The 13,975-nt window shown below is 61.4% G+C and carries 11 protein-coding genes; 6 read left to right on the forward strand and 5 right to left on the reverse strand.

The annotated features are described in order from the left end of the window. Window positions 1-161 precede the first annotated feature (161 nt). Together TBK1r_RS35355 and TBK1r_RS35360 are read right to left on the reverse strand one after the other, a co-directional pair. Window positions 162-2,921: a serine/threonine-protein kinase gene (locus tag TBK1r_RS35355; RefSeq protein WP_145220635.1), complete on the reverse strand. Its 2,760-nt coding sequence runs from the start codon at window positions 2,919-2,921 to the stop codon at window positions 162-164. After that, window positions 2,911-3,543, reverse strand: a complete 633-nt coding sequence (locus TBK1r_RS35360; RefSeq protein WP_145220637.1) for a sigma-70 family RNA polymerase sigma factor — start codon at window positions 3,541-3,543, stop codon at window positions 2,911-2,913. The genes TBK1r_RS35355 and TBK1r_RS35360 overlap by 11 nt, the downstream gene beginning before the upstream one ends. A 279-nt stretch (window positions 3,544-3,822) precedes the next feature. On the opposite strand from TBK1r_RS35360, the gene TBK1r_RS39335 reads away from it, so the two are divergent. From TBK1r_RS39335 to TBK1r_RS35370, 3 genes are all read left to right on the forward strand, one after another. Then, the gene (locus TBK1r_RS39335) at window positions 3,823-3,990 is read left to right on the forward strand and encodes a hypothetical protein (protein WP_372897284.1); all 168 of its coding nucleotides are present in this window, start codon (window positions 3,823-3,825) and stop codon (window positions 3,988-3,990) included. Between the two features lie 96 nt (window positions 3,991-4,086). Beyond that, on the forward strand, window positions 4,087-5,367 hold the full coding sequence (locus tag TBK1r_RS35365; protein WP_145220639.1) for a DUF1559 domain-containing protein: 1,281 nt from the start codon (window positions 4,087-4,089) through the stop codon (window positions 5,365-5,367). Between the two features lie 311 nt (window positions 5,368-5,678). Further along, window positions 5,679-5,918: a hypothetical protein gene (locus TBK1r_RS35370; protein ID WP_145220641.1), complete on the forward strand. Its 240-nt coding sequence runs from the start codon at window positions 5,679-5,681 to the stop codon at window positions 5,916-5,918. 182 nt (window positions 5,919-6,100) lie between these two features. Here the strand turns inward: TBK1r_RS35370 and TBK1r_RS35375 are convergent, their stop codons facing one another. Both TBK1r_RS35375 and TBK1r_RS35380 read right to left on the reverse strand, forming a co-directional pair. Further along, on the reverse strand, window positions 6,101-7,633 hold the full coding sequence (locus TBK1r_RS35375; RefSeq protein ID WP_145220643.1) for a sulfatase-like hydrolase/transferase: 1,533 nt from the start codon (window positions 7,631-7,633) through the stop codon (window positions 6,101-6,103). 39 nt (window positions 7,634-7,672) lie between these two features. Then, on the reverse strand, window positions 7,673-8,389 hold the full coding sequence (locus TBK1r_RS35380) for a hypothetical protein (RefSeq protein ID WP_145220645.1): 717 nt from the start codon (window positions 8,387-8,389) through the stop codon (window positions 7,673-7,675). A 346-nt stretch (window positions 8,390-8,735) separates the two neighbouring features. Between TBK1r_RS35380 and TBK1r_RS35385 the strand changes: the two genes are divergently transcribed. The 3 genes from TBK1r_RS35385 to TBK1r_RS35395 are packed head-to-tail and all read left to right on the forward strand — an operon-like array spanning window position 8,736 to window position 12,554. Continuing rightward, window positions 8,736-9,701: a calcium-binding protein gene (locus tag TBK1r_RS35385; RefSeq protein WP_419580709.1), complete on the forward strand. Its 966-nt coding sequence runs from the start codon at window positions 8,736-8,738 to the stop codon at window positions 9,699-9,701. A gap of 26 nt (window positions 9,702-9,727) precedes the next feature. Beyond that, window positions 9,728-10,477, forward strand: coding sequence for an RNA polymerase sigma factor (locus tag TBK1r_RS35390; protein ID WP_145220649.1), 750 nt, complete (start codon window positions 9,728-9,730; stop codon window positions 10,475-10,477). Beyond that, window positions 10,464-12,554: a hypothetical protein gene (locus TBK1r_RS35395; RefSeq protein WP_145220651.1), complete on the forward strand. Its 2,091-nt coding sequence runs from the start codon at window positions 10,464-10,466 to the stop codon at window positions 12,552-12,554. The genes TBK1r_RS35390 and TBK1r_RS35395 overlap by 14 nt, the downstream gene beginning before the upstream one ends. A 3-nt stretch (window positions 12,555-12,557) precedes the next feature. Here TBK1r_RS35395 and TBK1r_RS35400 read toward each other — a convergent pair whose 3' ends face one another. Next, on the reverse strand, window positions 12,558-13,946 hold the full coding sequence (locus tag TBK1r_RS35400; protein WP_419580710.1) for a S1C family serine protease: 1,389 nt from the start codon (window positions 13,944-13,946) through the stop codon (window positions 12,558-12,560). Window positions 13,947-13,975: the final 29 nt, after the last annotated feature.

Raw genomic sequence — 13,975 nt, forward strand, 5'->3', positions numbered from 1 at the left:
TCACGCCGCGGCCCCGTCAAAGCCCAATACCGCTACGTGAAGACAAATGGAGAGCCCGCTCGCGCTGGCGCGAACCGGCTGATGCCAAACGATTATCAGCCGTTTGGCGCGAGCCTACGGGCCCGGCATCAGGAAGCGACGCTTAACTTAGCGGTATTGCGTCAAAGCCCCCACTGCAAGTTCCACTTCTCGCGAATCTGCCGAGCGTTTCCCCACGCCGCTTCGGCCGCATCCGCCTCGTGCATGGCCATCGATGCCTCGGCAACTTGGTCGTGAAGCCTGGCGAGCATGTTCCAGGCCATCCGATTGCCGGAGCGGAGCCGGGTATAAGCTTCAAGGTCCTCGACCGCTTGCTCGGCACTCGCCTTCGATTCGCCGAATCGCTCGATCCGGAACAGGGTTTGGGCGTGTTCGCGGAGTGCCATCGCGCAGAGAAAGTGATACGCGGGGACGTCGGGAAAGTTGCTTGTCAGCGAACGATAGATCGCGACGGCCTCGTTCAGATGCGAAATCGCGGCGTCTGAATCCGAACGGTCGACCAAGTCTCCCATCGTCTTGAGGGCATCGGCCAAGGTTACTTTGTAGCGTGGAATCGCGGGATACGCGTCACTTAGGTCGCGGGCGATCTTGATCCCACGTTGAAGTTGGGCGATCTGTTCCTGGGCATCATCCGACCGGCGTGAGCGTCGAATCGTCGCGGTCAACATTTCCGCCAGCTCGCACTGATAGTCGGGGACCTGTGGATGCTCCAACACCAACGCGTCCAGAATCGCGATTCCGGCAGACTTGACATGGGTTCGCTCATCACTGTTACGATCCGAGGCAAACGGGTAATACGCCCGGTAGGCTCGCGCCAGCGCCAACTGGTAACTCAGATGATTGGGTTCACGATCGACCAGCGTCTCCAGGATCGAGACGGCTTTGCGATGGCTGCGTTTCGCGTCCTCATGGTGAAACATCAACCATTGCGATTGGCCCAGGTTACTGAACGTCCGCGCCAACTCGGCTTGACAGGACGATTGGTCCGGGTGGACCTGTGCAATCAGGACGTCGCGTGCCTTGAGGAACTGCTGCTCCGCTTCGACGAAACGGCTGGTCGCATGCTTGACCAGCCCCAATTGATTGAGCACCTTGGCTTTGATCAACACCAACGAAGTGTCATCGCCGGAATCTTGTTGATCCAAAATCTGCAAACAGCGAACGTAGGCGCGCTCGGCTTTTCCGTACTTGCCCAACCGCTGATAAATGTCGCCCGCCCGTTTGTGGACTCGGGCGGTATCGCGTTGCAGCCGAGGACTGGGAGCGTTGTCGACGGCGAATCGATCGTAGAACCGAATCGCGTCTTCCATCAGCGACGCGTTGTGATCAGAAACCAACAACTGCAGCTCGCCCGGTGCGGGGTCGTCGGGGCCGGGCTCGAGATCTGTCGGACGAGCCATCCAACTGGACGTGAAACGACCCAGGATCTGATCCATCGATTCCAGCGCGACGATCAGATTGTTTTCGGCGCGATGTCGCTCTTCAACCGCTTCGCGCCACTTCGAACTGACCAGAACGAACGACGTGCCGATCACGATCGCCAACGTGCCGACCAACGAAGCGGCCAAGGGATCCCGACGGGCCCATCGCACCATCCGCCCGAGCCCTCCGATCCGCCTGGCACGCACCGGCCGCCCCTTGATGAATCGCGTCAAATCGTCGGCCAGTTCGCGTCCGTTGGCGTAGCGTTGCTCTGGCTGCAACGCCATCGCTTTGAGCACGATCGCTTCCAGATCTCTGGGAATGCGTGGCCGCACGTCTCGCGGCTTCTGAAACTCCCCACGCAGAATCCGGTCCACCACCGCGGCCTTGCTGCCGGCGACAAAGGCCGGTTGCAAGGTGATCAGCTCGTAGAGTGTCACCCCCAGGCTATAGAGATCGCTACGCGTGTCGTGTTTGCCGCCGAGTTGCTCGGGCGCCATGAACCGCAGCGTCCCGGCGATGTCGTTCCGGTCCACCGACGGGTCTTGTTGCAATGCCGTCGCGAGCCCGAAATCCGTCACCCAAACCGTTCCGTTCGGGTCGATCATCAAATTGCTCGGCTTGATGTCTCGATGCAGGACGCCTTGGCTGTGAGCGTAATGAATCGCGTCGGCGACCTGCACCCCGATATTCGCCGCGCGTCGAAAACTGGATGTGATCTCCAAACCCAACCCCGGGTCCACCGCCTTCGACTCCGGCTCTGCGGCAACATCGGGCAGATGACCCTCGCGGTGGCTGAACCAACGGGCGCGGCGGACCGAACGATTACTGCCGGAATCCGCTGTGCTGCCGGACCCGAGACGCCAGGCGTGCGTGTCATCGGCTGAAACGTCGCGCTGCGGCTGGGCCTTGGCCTGCTCGATGATTTCGTCCAATCCGATCCCATCGATTCGCTGCATCACAAAGTAATGGAGTCCGGCATGATGCCCGACACCGAACACGGGCACGATGTTGTTGTGGTGCAACCGCGCCGCCGTCTTGGATTCTCGCGAGAATCGCTCCAGCTTGCGGGCTTCCCGGAGCGTTTGACGAGGAAAGACCTTGACCGCCACGCGTCGCTGAAGACTCTGTTGCTCGGCTTCATAGACCACGCCCATCGCTCCGCGACCGATCTCGCGAATGATGTGATAATCGCCCAGTTCCTGCGGCGTATCGATTTCAATGTCGTAGGGATCGGCCGTCGCCGACAACGTGTTCTCTTTGAACTTTTCCAGCGCGATCATGACCGGAAACTGCAGACGGATCTGATCGGCAAGTTCCGGATGCGCTCGCGCGTACTCGTCCGTCGTCACCTGTTCCCCGCGGCGTCGGCGTTCCAGCAATTCTTCGCCGAGTGCCTCGACCGGGTCACGAAACTCCGCCTCATCATCTTCGCGGACGTGCGTTGGGTCATGATTCATCGAGGAACCCGGGGATTTCTTGAAGCACTTCTCGGAGCCGGGAGAGCGCCCGCATGTAACGATTGCTGGCGGCCGCGTCCTTCAGCCCCAACACCTCGGCCACTTCGCTGTTGCGAAGCTCTTCGAAGTGCCGCAGGGCGATCACCTCGCGGTCGATCTCGTCCATCCCTTCCAACGCCCTCTCGATCTGCAGGACCAACTCGGCATGCATCGCCAACTGACTCGGCGAGGCCAAGGCGGACGCCAGTTGTAACGCCATCGACGCCGACGTCGCCGCCAACAACTGACGGTTGATCCCGACCTCTTGCTTGATATCTCGCATCTCCGCCTTCAAATGACGGCGATGGACGTCGATCAGCCGCTGGGTCGTCAATTGGCGGAGCCAGACATAAAAGGACAACTGGGGACGCTGCAGATAATGCCGCATCCGCTGGTGGGCATCGATGTAAACCTCTTGCAAGATGTCCGATGCATCTTCGCGGCCTCGCAATCGGCGGTCCATTCTAAATTCAAGCATCCGTTTTAAACGCTCTCGGTGAATCGAAAAGAGCTCCACAAAGGCGTGCTCTTCGCCGGACCGCAAACGCTCGACGAGTTCTTCGTTGAAGCCGCTGCCCGGCATCTCGGTCCCCTTGAAACGGATTGAATTCGAATTTTACACCATGCCACCGCCGACCCCGGCGGACGCCTCAGCCGTCGCCGGGGTGCCCCGGCACACGCTCGCAGCCACCCCCAAAACTTTCCGGAACAATCCGAGCAGAATTCTGGTCGGTTTGGGTGTAACCAGAGGCGATCGTTGCGTTTCAAATCGAACCGAAAATCGAATACGGTGCGTTTGCCGGACAAGGTCGTCCACTGACTCTCATGCCCCCACCCTTATTGTAACCCTGGAACACTGATCATGGCACGTTTCGCGCGTCTGGCACTCTGGACGGTCCTTCTTTTCCCCGTCTTGGTCGGATGCCAACGACACACCGGACTGAGCGGAAACAGCAGTGAGATCGCTGACTTTCTCGCCGAACACCCGGGATCGGATCTCGGCACCGAAGTCGAAGGCGGCGACCGCTAACACGCTTCATCCGACCGGCCGCACAGCACGCACGGCATGCCTCGCCGCCCAACCTTTCTCCAACATTCACCCATTTCAAACCTTAGGAAAACTTGCATGAAACACTCCTCTAGACGCGCCTTCACGCTCGTCGAACTGCTCGTCGTGATTGCCATCATCGGCATCCTCGTCGGACTCCTCCTCCCAGCCGTTCAAGCGGCCCGCGAAGCCGCTCGGCGAATGAGCTGCAGCAATAACTTCAAACAGATCGGCTTGGCCGTCCACAATTATCACTCCGCCTACAAGCAGCTGCCGACCCACGGAACCGGGACTTACCACCGCCGAGACGCGGGCAATAACGATCCCGTCACCGGAAACAACGGGATGAACCTGAGCTTTCTGGTCGGCATCACACCGTTCATCGAACAACAAGCCGCTTGGGATCAGATTTCCCACCCGTTCCAGCCGAAATCGGGCACGGCCATCAACGGCGTCAGTGCCTTCCCGCCCATGGGCCCCAACCCCCACAAAGGACTCGCCAGCCACGCGCTGCACCAGTACGACCCCTGGCTGATGGAGGTCCCCGGATTCCGCTGCCCCAGTGACCCCGGCGTCGGACTGCCCGCCCACGGCCGCACCAACTACGCGGCCAACCTCGGCGACGCGATGCACCACACCTGGGTCGGTGATCGCTACTGGTCCGCGACGGTCAACGGCAGCCCGGGCTGGTGGAACGTCACGTCGCCCAACACCGGTTTGGCCCAACGCAAACAAGAATCCAGTCGCGGCATGTTTGTGGCCCGTAACCAGTCCCGTTTCCGCGACGTGCTCGATGGACTGTCCAACACCGTCCTGGCCGGCGAAATCCCTACCGACCTCGGGGATTCGGATGTCCGCACCCGCGCCTACATCAACGCCGGACGCAACGGCGGCGTCTATGACGATCCTGCCATCGCGGAAACCAACGGCTGGAAAGACCCCGACGATCCCACCTCCTGGCTCCCCACCCTGACCAGCCTGCAAGGCAACGGCGAAGGCATGCGTGGCTTTCGCTGGGCTGCCCACGCCGGTGTGTATTCGTCGATCTGCACGATCTTGCCGCCCAACCGCGAACTGGTCATGAGCAACGGCATCACCTCCGGCGGAACCCTGGCCCCGGGAAGCCGACACCAAGGGGGAGCCCATATCTTGATGGGAGACGGATCGGTCATCTTCATCACCGATTCGATCGAAGCCGGTAACAGCCACTCGCCGACCGTCTACACCAACGTCGGTGGCACCAGCAGCGCCGCGATCAACCCCAAAGTTGTCCCCGGTTGCCAAAGTCCGTTCGGACTCTGGGGCTCCCTCGGCACGCGAGACGGCAAAGAAGTGATCCAAGAACAGCTGAACCAGTAATCAGTTGATTCAGTCATCCTAACGCCCTTGGATCCATCCCGATTGGATCCAAGCGATGCGACGAACCCGTCTCGGTCGCCGGTGAGTATTCGCCACGACCGAGACATTCGTCATCTTCCCACCAAGATTTCCGCATCTGTCGCTAGTCGGGGTTTCTCCCCACCTTGCGGAAGCGATCGATTTGGTAGACGCTTAGATCCTGCGAGTTCGTGAAGAACTCGTGAAAATCAATGTTCGCTCGGTGCCAAGTTGTCTCCGATCCTGACGAACACTGAACGTTCAAACCACCAAAAATCCCACAGGGTGCCCAGATGCTACGCAAGTTCACCACCGCCGCTTTCGCTTGTGCATTGACCGTTTCCATGATCGGTTGCGAAAAACCCGCCGACACCACCGACACGTCTGCCGAAGAAGCTGTCGAAGTCGTCGTCGAAGAGACCGAAGAAGCGGCAGTCGAAACCGAAGAAGCTGCAGAAGCCGCCGAAGAATCGGTTGAAGAGTCGGTCGAAGAAGCCGCCGAAGCAGTGGAAGAAGAAGCCGCTGCCGAGTGATCGCGTCCGTTCTCCGACGACAACGTTCCGCGGTGCTCCAGGCTCCCGCCGAGCACCCGCGGACGCCCCACTTCTCGCATCCCAGATCGGATCGCAAACGAGCAGCCGGCGGTCAAGCGTAGCGACAACCGCCGGCGACTCGACGGGCTGTCGATTTCAGCCCGTCGAACGATCACCGCCTCTCAGCGAAACGGCTCCTCCCGCGGCGGCCAGGCGTCGTAGTGCTCCGCCGTGTTGCCGGACCAGTACGGCGAAGACCCCCACAGCGGAACGGTCGGCAGCGCCGACTCCCATTTCCCCAGCAGCCCAAACAGCTGCATCAGTCGCTCGGTTTCTCGATGCGACAAATCGTCCGACTCCCCGACATCGCTCGCCACACGAAACAGTTCCGCGGGGCGATGTGAGGGCCGGACGAGCTTGTCGGCACCATCCAGCACGGCCGCTTGGCCCTGCAACCGCCAGTACAATCGTCGTGGCGGTCCGGCACCACCGATCAACTGCGGTAAAACGTCGATCCCGTCGTGCGGCCCCGCCAGATCGATCATCCGTTTTCGATTTCGTGCGTCTTCATGCGACATCGGTTTGGCCAGCGGCAATGCCTGCGCCCCCGCCGCGGCCATGAACGTGGGCAACAGATCCAACGCACTGACCACCGCATCGCAACGCTGGCCGGCGGCGATCTTGGCCGGCCAACTCCAGATCATCGGCACGCGGATGCCGCCTTCGCGCAGACAACCCTTCACACCCCGCAGCGGCCCGTTCCAGCTGCCGTTGGTGGTCGCACCGCCGTTGTCGGAAAAAAACACCAACAGCGTGTTGTCCCACTGATCGGTCCGTTCCAGATGCTCACGAATCCGGCCGACACCGCGATCGAGTGCAAACATCATCGCAGCGTAGGTTTGCCGCTTCTTGTCCGGCAGATCCTTGAAACGCTCCAGATCCTCCGGCGTCGCCTGCATCGGGGTGTGAGGCGCGTTGTACGAGAAAAACACGAACCACGGTTGTGCCGGCTCGCTGCGGTCTTGCTGCTGGATAAACCGCAGTCCCTCGTCGGTAAAAAAATCAGTCAGGTAGTCGCTGGAAAATGATTCAACCCGGGTCCCGTTGCGTTCGATCACATGGTTCATCGTCCCTGGAAAATAGTGGTGACTTCCCGTCAGCATGCCACAAAAGTGATCGAAGCCTCGCACGTTGGGATGGAACTCACCGCCCATACCGAGATGCCACTTGCCGATCAATGCGGTCGCATAGCCGGCGGCGCGCAAGTGATCCCCCAGCGTCTTTTCGCTCGGCGGCAGCCCCAGCAACTCCGGCCGAGTCGCGTAGTTGGACGCCGCCGCGTTCAAATTGCCTTCGTAGCCGAACCGTCGCGGATCACGGCCGGTCATCAATCCCGCACGCGACGGCGAACACACCGCGCTGGCGACATACGCCTGAGTGCACAGCACCCCCGAGTCCGCCAGACGATCCAAGTTCGGCGTGCGAAGCGTTTCGCTGCCCATACACCCCATGTCTCCGTACCCCATGTCGTCGGCAAGGATCACGACGATATTCGGCCGCGCCGAGTCCTCCGCCACCGCCGGCACACCCAAAGCCCCACACGCACACCAGACAATCGCGAAAACCAACCGAAACGCAATCAAGCGAATGAACAACAGCGAACACGTGCCAACCCATGATCCGCGCTGCGTTAATTCCGTCTGTGTTTCACCCATGAAGGCCACCTTGGTTGATGGAAAAACGGAATGTGCAGATCATTGCTTCCCGACACGCTTAGCTGCATTGAAGCTGCCAAGGAGCACGCGCCCGGACAGTCGCTTCCCCCGATTGTTCGTGCCTGAAAATTGCTTGCCTGCTTCATCAAGCGTATTCGCATCGACCACGACTCCGTTTCGCGACCGCCACGTCAGCTTCAACGATCGACCCTGCAAGGTCCACGAAGCGTTCAAGTCCGGCGTGGAGGTTAAGATGGTGCCATCAGCTTGGAGGACGATCTGGGTGCTGTTCTTGGTATTACCATCGACCGTTTGCTCTATCACGATAACAGGGCGGAAGTTTTCGAACCTCTCCATTTCAGCTCGCAATTGTGCATTCTCCTTCCGCAACCCAGGCAGCACCTTGCCGTCTTCTGATCGGCTATTGTCGACAGGTGTTGATGCGTCTGTTTGAAGGAACTTCGAGATTCGCTCAGTTTCCTTCAGATCTCCGTCCTTCGCAGCTTGTTCCAGCGCAGCTTTCAGCGACTCGCGGAGCGTTTCTGTAGCCGTTTCGAGATGCTCCTGCATGCTTTGCTGCAGAAAGTCGATTCGATCGGTGTACGTCTTGACCGCTTTTCGGGCCAGCGGTGATTTGAAATCGTCCAGTCGAATCGTCGAATCATCGGCGGCAACAGCTGACGCAAACACGCAGAGCACAAGGCAACGGTAGACACTGTTCATCCATTTTCCTCCATTGTGAGTTTCAGCAGGCATGAACTGCTTTGCGTCTCCACCAGTGTAGCAGCTCCCATCCCGAAGGGACGGGAAAGGAATTGCTGACTTGAAAAGCAGCGCGGAGCTCGCGTCTATTCGGTCGATGTCAATCGATTACCCTCGCCGGGAGATACACTGCGCGCCAACGGCGCCACACCGCAGAGCGGTGCCACAACAAAGCCCGGGGTCGCGAAGCGCACCCCGGGTGGTGGCTCCCTCGACCCGGCGTCGCCGAAAAAATCAATAATTTTGGTAAGCGCGGGCGGGCGGGATGTCACTAACGGGGCACCGAAGCCGAACGTGTCGGCTTTCTGCTTTTCGTTTCCGGTTCGTTAGGGACGCTGCTGTGACTTCTCGAAATTCTTCAACTCGTCGTTCTACCCCATCCCGTCGTCTGCAACCGCGTCGTTTGCGGGGCGAAACCCTTGAAACCCGCCGCGTGATGGCCGCCGCCGTCGATCTGACGCCCGATGGTTTGCTGGTCATCGAAGGCGACGCCGATAACAACCGCATCTGGGTCGCGCAAAGTCGCAGCGGCGAACGATTGCGGGTCTCGATCGACGGCCGCACCAAAGATTTCCCGGCGGCCAACATCAGCCTGATGAAAATCTTTGCCGGCCCAGGCAACGACGCCGTCCGTGTTTCACGTCGCGTCGAAATCCCGACCCAGATTTTCGGCGGTGCAGGCCATGACCGGCTGGCCGCCGGCAGCGGACCAACCTTGATCGAAGGCGGCGACGGCCGCGACCGCATCCGCGGCGGCAAGGGCGTCAACGTGCTGTTCGGGGGTGCCGGCAATGATCGCATCGTCGGCGGCGCTTCGACCGATTACATCATCGGCGGTGCGGGCAATGACATTCTGCGGGGCGGCGCGGGCGACGATTGGATCTTCGGGGACGCCACCAATTCGTTGCCCGAAGGCGAGACCGATCCGCTGGAATACGCCAGACGGACGATGGATGTGAATCGTGGTGACGACATCATCCATGGGGGCCGCGGCAACGACATGGTGTTTGCCGGGCACGGCAATGACCGGATCCGCGGAGGCGTCGGCAACGACTTCTTGCACGGCGGCGGCGGGAATGATCGCATCCGCGGGGAGCGTGGTGACGACGAACTGATCGGGGGAGCGGGCAACGATGACCTTCGCGGCGGCTTGGGTGCGGACGTGATCCGTGCCCGTGACGGAGAAGTGGACGTCATCTTTGCCGATCGGCTCGATGAGTTGTTCGTCGACGACATCGACCGCATTGTCCGCCGCGGTCACGGAGATTCCGAGGATGCGGGTGATGCACTGGCAGCGAGCGTCTAGAATGGCGGGCTAGCGACGGGCGGGAAATGCGGGGGTCAGGCGTCCAGGATGGTGTTGCCGAGACGACCGGCTGGAAGCCGATCCCACATGTAACGACCGACGTCACTCCTTTCCCCGGGACACCCGAGACGATCGAGCAACAACGCCTCCCAACGCGCACCGGCATCGGCTCCGGCGACCGCAAGTCGTCGGAGCTTTCGGTCGTTGATGCGGAATTGATCGACGACCTGTTGAGCGGCAGCAGCGAGGCGTGGGAAAAACTGATCGATCGCTATGGGGCGTTGGTGCGAAGTCGTGTGGCGGACGTCGCGGCCGTGTTTCAAAGGGGCCGTGATTGGTCGACGATCGACGATGTGACCGCGGAGGTGTTTGCGACCTTGTTGGCTCGCGATGCCGCCGCCCTGCGAGCCTTTCGCAACCAAAGTAGTCTGGCGACCTACTTGGCCGTGATCGCCACCCGCGTGGCACGCCGCGTGATGGCAAAACTGGTGCGTCACGCGCATGGACAACGTGATTCGCTGGACGATCTGGACGATCGGCCCTCGGCAGTCGATCCGGAATCGCTGCTGATCGACAGGGAAGAACGAGATCGACTGCTGACGCTGGTCGATCGCCTGCCGCAACGGCAAAAAGACTTGGTGGTTGCGTTTTACCGGGAGCAACAAACGTACGCAGAAATCAGTCACCGATTCGACATTCCGATCGGTTCCATCGGCACGACGCTTCGACGCGCCGAAGAAAGACTCCGGCAATGGATCGACGATGAAACCGAATAATTCCTTCAACCGCAAAACGCTATTGCAGCTTGTCCAGCGAAGACTCGACGGAGTCTCCGCGTCCGGGGCCGGCTCCGACGTCCGCGCTGACGATCACGGCGACGTCCTCGGTCGCGTCGTGCGTCAAGTGATGCACGAAGTGACCGACGGCACGACACACTCGCGCGACGAATCCGACAGCGCCGTCCCCGTCCCCTTGCACGACGTTGCGGCCTACGTCGACGGCACGATAGACGATCCGGAAAAATTGACGGCGATCACGGAAGCGGCAACATCCGATCCGGGATTGATGATGGAGATCGTTGCGGCGGTGCGCAGCCGCGGCGAAGCGAAAACAGTGGGGCTGGCGCCAGAGTTGCGTTCGCGTCTGCTCGCGTTGCAACACGCCAACGCGTCTCCCACGGTCGTGGAGACCGCCAGTGATGAATCAACGTCAGCGGATCGCCCCGCGGCGCTGCCGTTGGTGCGGACGGACACGCCCGTCGCATCGGACACGCCGCGTTTCAGCCCCGTAGCGATGGGATGGTTCACCACCGCCGCCGTCGTCCTGCTGGCGATCGGTTGGTGGGTTCGTTCGGGAATGCGTCCGACGAACGATCCGATCGCCGAAGACGGCCGACGAATCGAGGTCCCCGAACCGATCGTTCCCGACGAGAACGTCGACGCAGATCCATCGACCGGACAACCCGACAGGCAAGCTCCCCTGCTGGTCGAGCGTCCACAATCAACGTCATCCGATCAGCATGGCGTTGCCGCGACGCCGGCCATCGAGCCGCCTTCGGATCTCGACCCCGCTGCCCTGCCGGACGGTGCTGCCCCGTCGGATGTCGCCGTCGCTTCTGATGGCCAAGCCGACGCACCGATGGCCGACACACCGCGTGTGGCGGTGGAACCCAAACCGGCCGCGGCGCTGACGCCCGGCACCGACACTGGAACACCCACCCGCGACCGGCGTCCCAACGTCGGCCGGACGCCGCAAACGCTGGTCGCCCAGTGGAGCCAGATTGACGGCTTGTTGCTTCGCAGCGAATCGTCGGTGGGGGCGGCCGGTTCGTCCTCGAGCGAGTCCACGCCGGCAAGTGTGACGGTCGGCAGCGCGTTCGACTTGGCCGCCGAGGGTCCCGGTCGGGTGATGAAGTTACAAACGCTACCGCTGTGTCGAGCCACGGCCGCGTTGGCCGGCGGCGGCGAACTGGTTATCGCCGCGGACACCGAAGTGGAATTGACGCCCGGCGGGACGATCCACCTGCTGCACGGTTCGATCGCGCTGTTGGGACTGCGTGAAAACATGGTCGTCCGGCTTGGCAGGAGCATCGCCAACAGCGTCTCGCTGGAGGGCGTCGCGTTGGACGGTCAAGATGGCGGCGATGTCGTCGTGCGAAAGACGGTCACCGGGATGGAGGTCGATGTGACGGGAACGCCGGTGAAGGTGAACGACCAAGCGGTCGCCGATTCACGTTTGAAGCTGGAAGGCCCCTTGCTTGCCGTGGAACCGGCGGAAGAAGCACCCGAGCGGCTGCCGCGTTGGACACGAGAACGCGTGGACCGCATCGAAGTCGGGCGGAACGTTCTGGCACAATTGAGCGAGAGCACGGATGTCCGAGTCACGCTGATGCAAGCCCTCGCCTCGGGCGAGGTACGCGGCGACGCCGCCACGACGGTGCGTGCCTGGCTGGTGGCGGCCAGCGGCGACCAACTGCTGCGGCTGATCGGCGCCCCCGATCCGTTGCTACGCGAAGCCGCTTTGCGACACCTACGTACCGTCAGTCCGAAGGACCCCCGACACCAGCGGCTATGGCGTCGTTTGCAAGCCAATGGCAACAACGCCCGAACGTTCGCGACCGTCCGATCGTTCTTCGTCGACCTGTGGTCCGGCCGTCGACCCAACGCGACCAAACGCGAACAGTTGCTGCGGATGCTGCAAGCATCCGATCCCGCGGCGCGGGCGACGGCGAACTATTTACTTCGTTCGTTCTACGGTCCCGGTCCGCGATTCGACTTGAATGCCTCGGCCGCGGCGCGGACGCGTGCCGTGGCCGCTTGGCGGGCGGTGATCCATCGCGTGGATCAGCGGTGACCACTAGTTGACGTCGGTCAGTTGGACTTCGGTGCGATAGCGTTTGCCGTCGCGGTAGATGATCATCGGGACCACCGAACCGATCGGGGTCAGTCCGACTTGGGCGACCAAATGGTCATCGTTGTCGACCTGGCTGCCGTTGAATTCGACGATGATGTCGCCGCGTTGCAAGTTGGCCTTGGCCGCCGGCGAACCATGCCGAACCCCTTTGACCTTGGCACCGCCGGAGGCGACGGCTTGCAAGGGTCCCAGGTCGGAAACGGTGAAATCGGGTTCCAGGGTCACACCCAGATAACCGCGACGCAACCGTCCATGGCGGATCAGCTCGTCGGCCACTTGGACGGCCATGTTGATCGGGATGGCGAAACCGATGCCTTCGCTGCCGCCGCTGCTGCTGGCGATCGCGGTGTTCAACCCGATCACTTCGCCGCGAAGATTTAGCAACGGGCCGCCGCTGTTGCCGGGATTGATCGCGGCGTCGGTTTGAAAGAAATCTTGCAGATCGATCTTTTGGTCGCCCAACGACAGGTCACGCCGTCCCTTGGCACTGAGGATGCCGAACGTGACCGAATGACTGAGCCCAAAGGGGCTGCCGATCGCGATCGTGAAGTCTCCGATGTTGACCAGATTACTGTCGCCGGTTCGGGCCGGTGGAAGCCGCAAATCGGGGACCTTCATGACGGCCACGTCGGTGCTTTCATCGGAGAGAATGCGTGACGGATGGTACTGGCGACCGTCGGCGCTGCGGAGCAAGATTTCTGCGGGCTGCGATCCCAGAATCACGTGCCGATTGGTCAACACCCACACCCCGTCGGCCGTGTCGATGACGACTCCGCTGCCGGCTTCATCGTAGGACTCGTACTGCCCGCCCTTGGTCTCGGTCTTGTGGGCTTCGATGTGAATGACACTCGGTTTGACGAGCTGAGACACTTTTCGAACGAGATTGCCCAGCCGATCGAACGCATTGAATTCGTCGGCCAATTCCCGAAACAACGCTTCACGTCGCGCCTGAATGGATTGGGCGGTGGGGACCGCGTCGCCGAGTTCGGATGCCGAGTCGATCGTCGGTGAATGTTGAGGCGACGCCCCGGGGGACGGAGCGAGCGAGGGACGCAGGGAACGAATCGACGCCGACCCCGATGCGCGAGGATTGCCATTGCTTTCGATCGACGCGCTCGCCGGCGTGCGCTGCGGTGTCGCGTTGGACTGTGCGGCTCGTGTCGGAGCATAGCGACCGCCGCCGCCATAAACGTCTTGGGCGGACGCCGTCGTGGACATGAAATGCGTTGAACACATCCAGGCGAGTGCCGCACCGGAGAGTGTGATCGCAAGTCGTCGAGGATTGCGCACACGACATCGTGTGCGTCCGCTGGGTTGGGAGAGGTCGACCATCGGAAAAGCTTCAACAGAGAGAGGGAGGT

It is taken from the genome of Stieleria magnilauensis, assembly GCA_007753675.1.
Lineage (GTDB): Bacteria > Planctomycetota > Planctomycetia > Pirellulales > Pirellulaceae > Stieleria > Stieleria magnilauensis.

Excerpts from the sequence above, each read along its gene's own strand:
- TBK1r_RS35390 (WP_145220649.1), top strand. The coding sequence starts at position 9,728 with ATGCGGGGGTCAGGCGTCCAGGATGGTGTTGCCGAGACGACCGGCTGG.
- TBK1r_RS35395 (WP_145220651.1), top strand. The coding sequence starts at position 10,464 with ATGAAACCGAATAATTCCTTCAACCGCAAAACGCTATTGCAGCTTGTC.
- TBK1r_RS35375 (WP_145220643.1), bottom strand. The coding sequence starts at position 7,633 with ATGGGTGAAACACAGACGGAATTAACGCAGCGCGGATCATGGGTTGGC.
- TBK1r_RS35370 (WP_145220641.1), top strand. The coding sequence starts at position 5,679 with ATGCTACGCAAGTTCACCACCGCCGCTTTCGCTTGTGCATTGACCGTT.
- TBK1r_RS39335 (WP_372897284.1), top strand. The coding sequence starts at position 3,823 with ATGGCACGTTTCGCGCGTCTGGCACTCTGGACGGTCCTTCTTTTCCCC.
- TBK1r_RS35400 (WP_419580710.1), bottom strand. The coding sequence starts at position 13,946 with ATGGTCGACCTCTCCCAACCCAGCGGACGCACACGATGTCGTGTGCGC.
- TBK1r_RS35355 (WP_145220635.1), bottom strand. The coding sequence starts at position 2,921 with ATGAATCATGACCCAACGCACGTCCGCGAAGATGATGAGGCGGAGTTT.
- TBK1r_RS35380 (WP_145220645.1), bottom strand. The coding sequence starts at position 8,389 with ATGCCTGCTGAAACTCACAATGGAGGAAAATGGATGAACAGTGTCTAC.
- TBK1r_RS35365 (WP_145220639.1), top strand. The coding sequence starts at position 4,087 with ATGAAACACTCCTCTAGACGCGCCTTCACGCTCGTCGAACTGCTCGTC.
- TBK1r_RS35360 (WP_145220637.1), bottom strand. The coding sequence starts at position 3,543 with ATGCCGGGCAGCGGCTTCAACGAAGAACTCGTCGAGCGTTTGCGGTCC.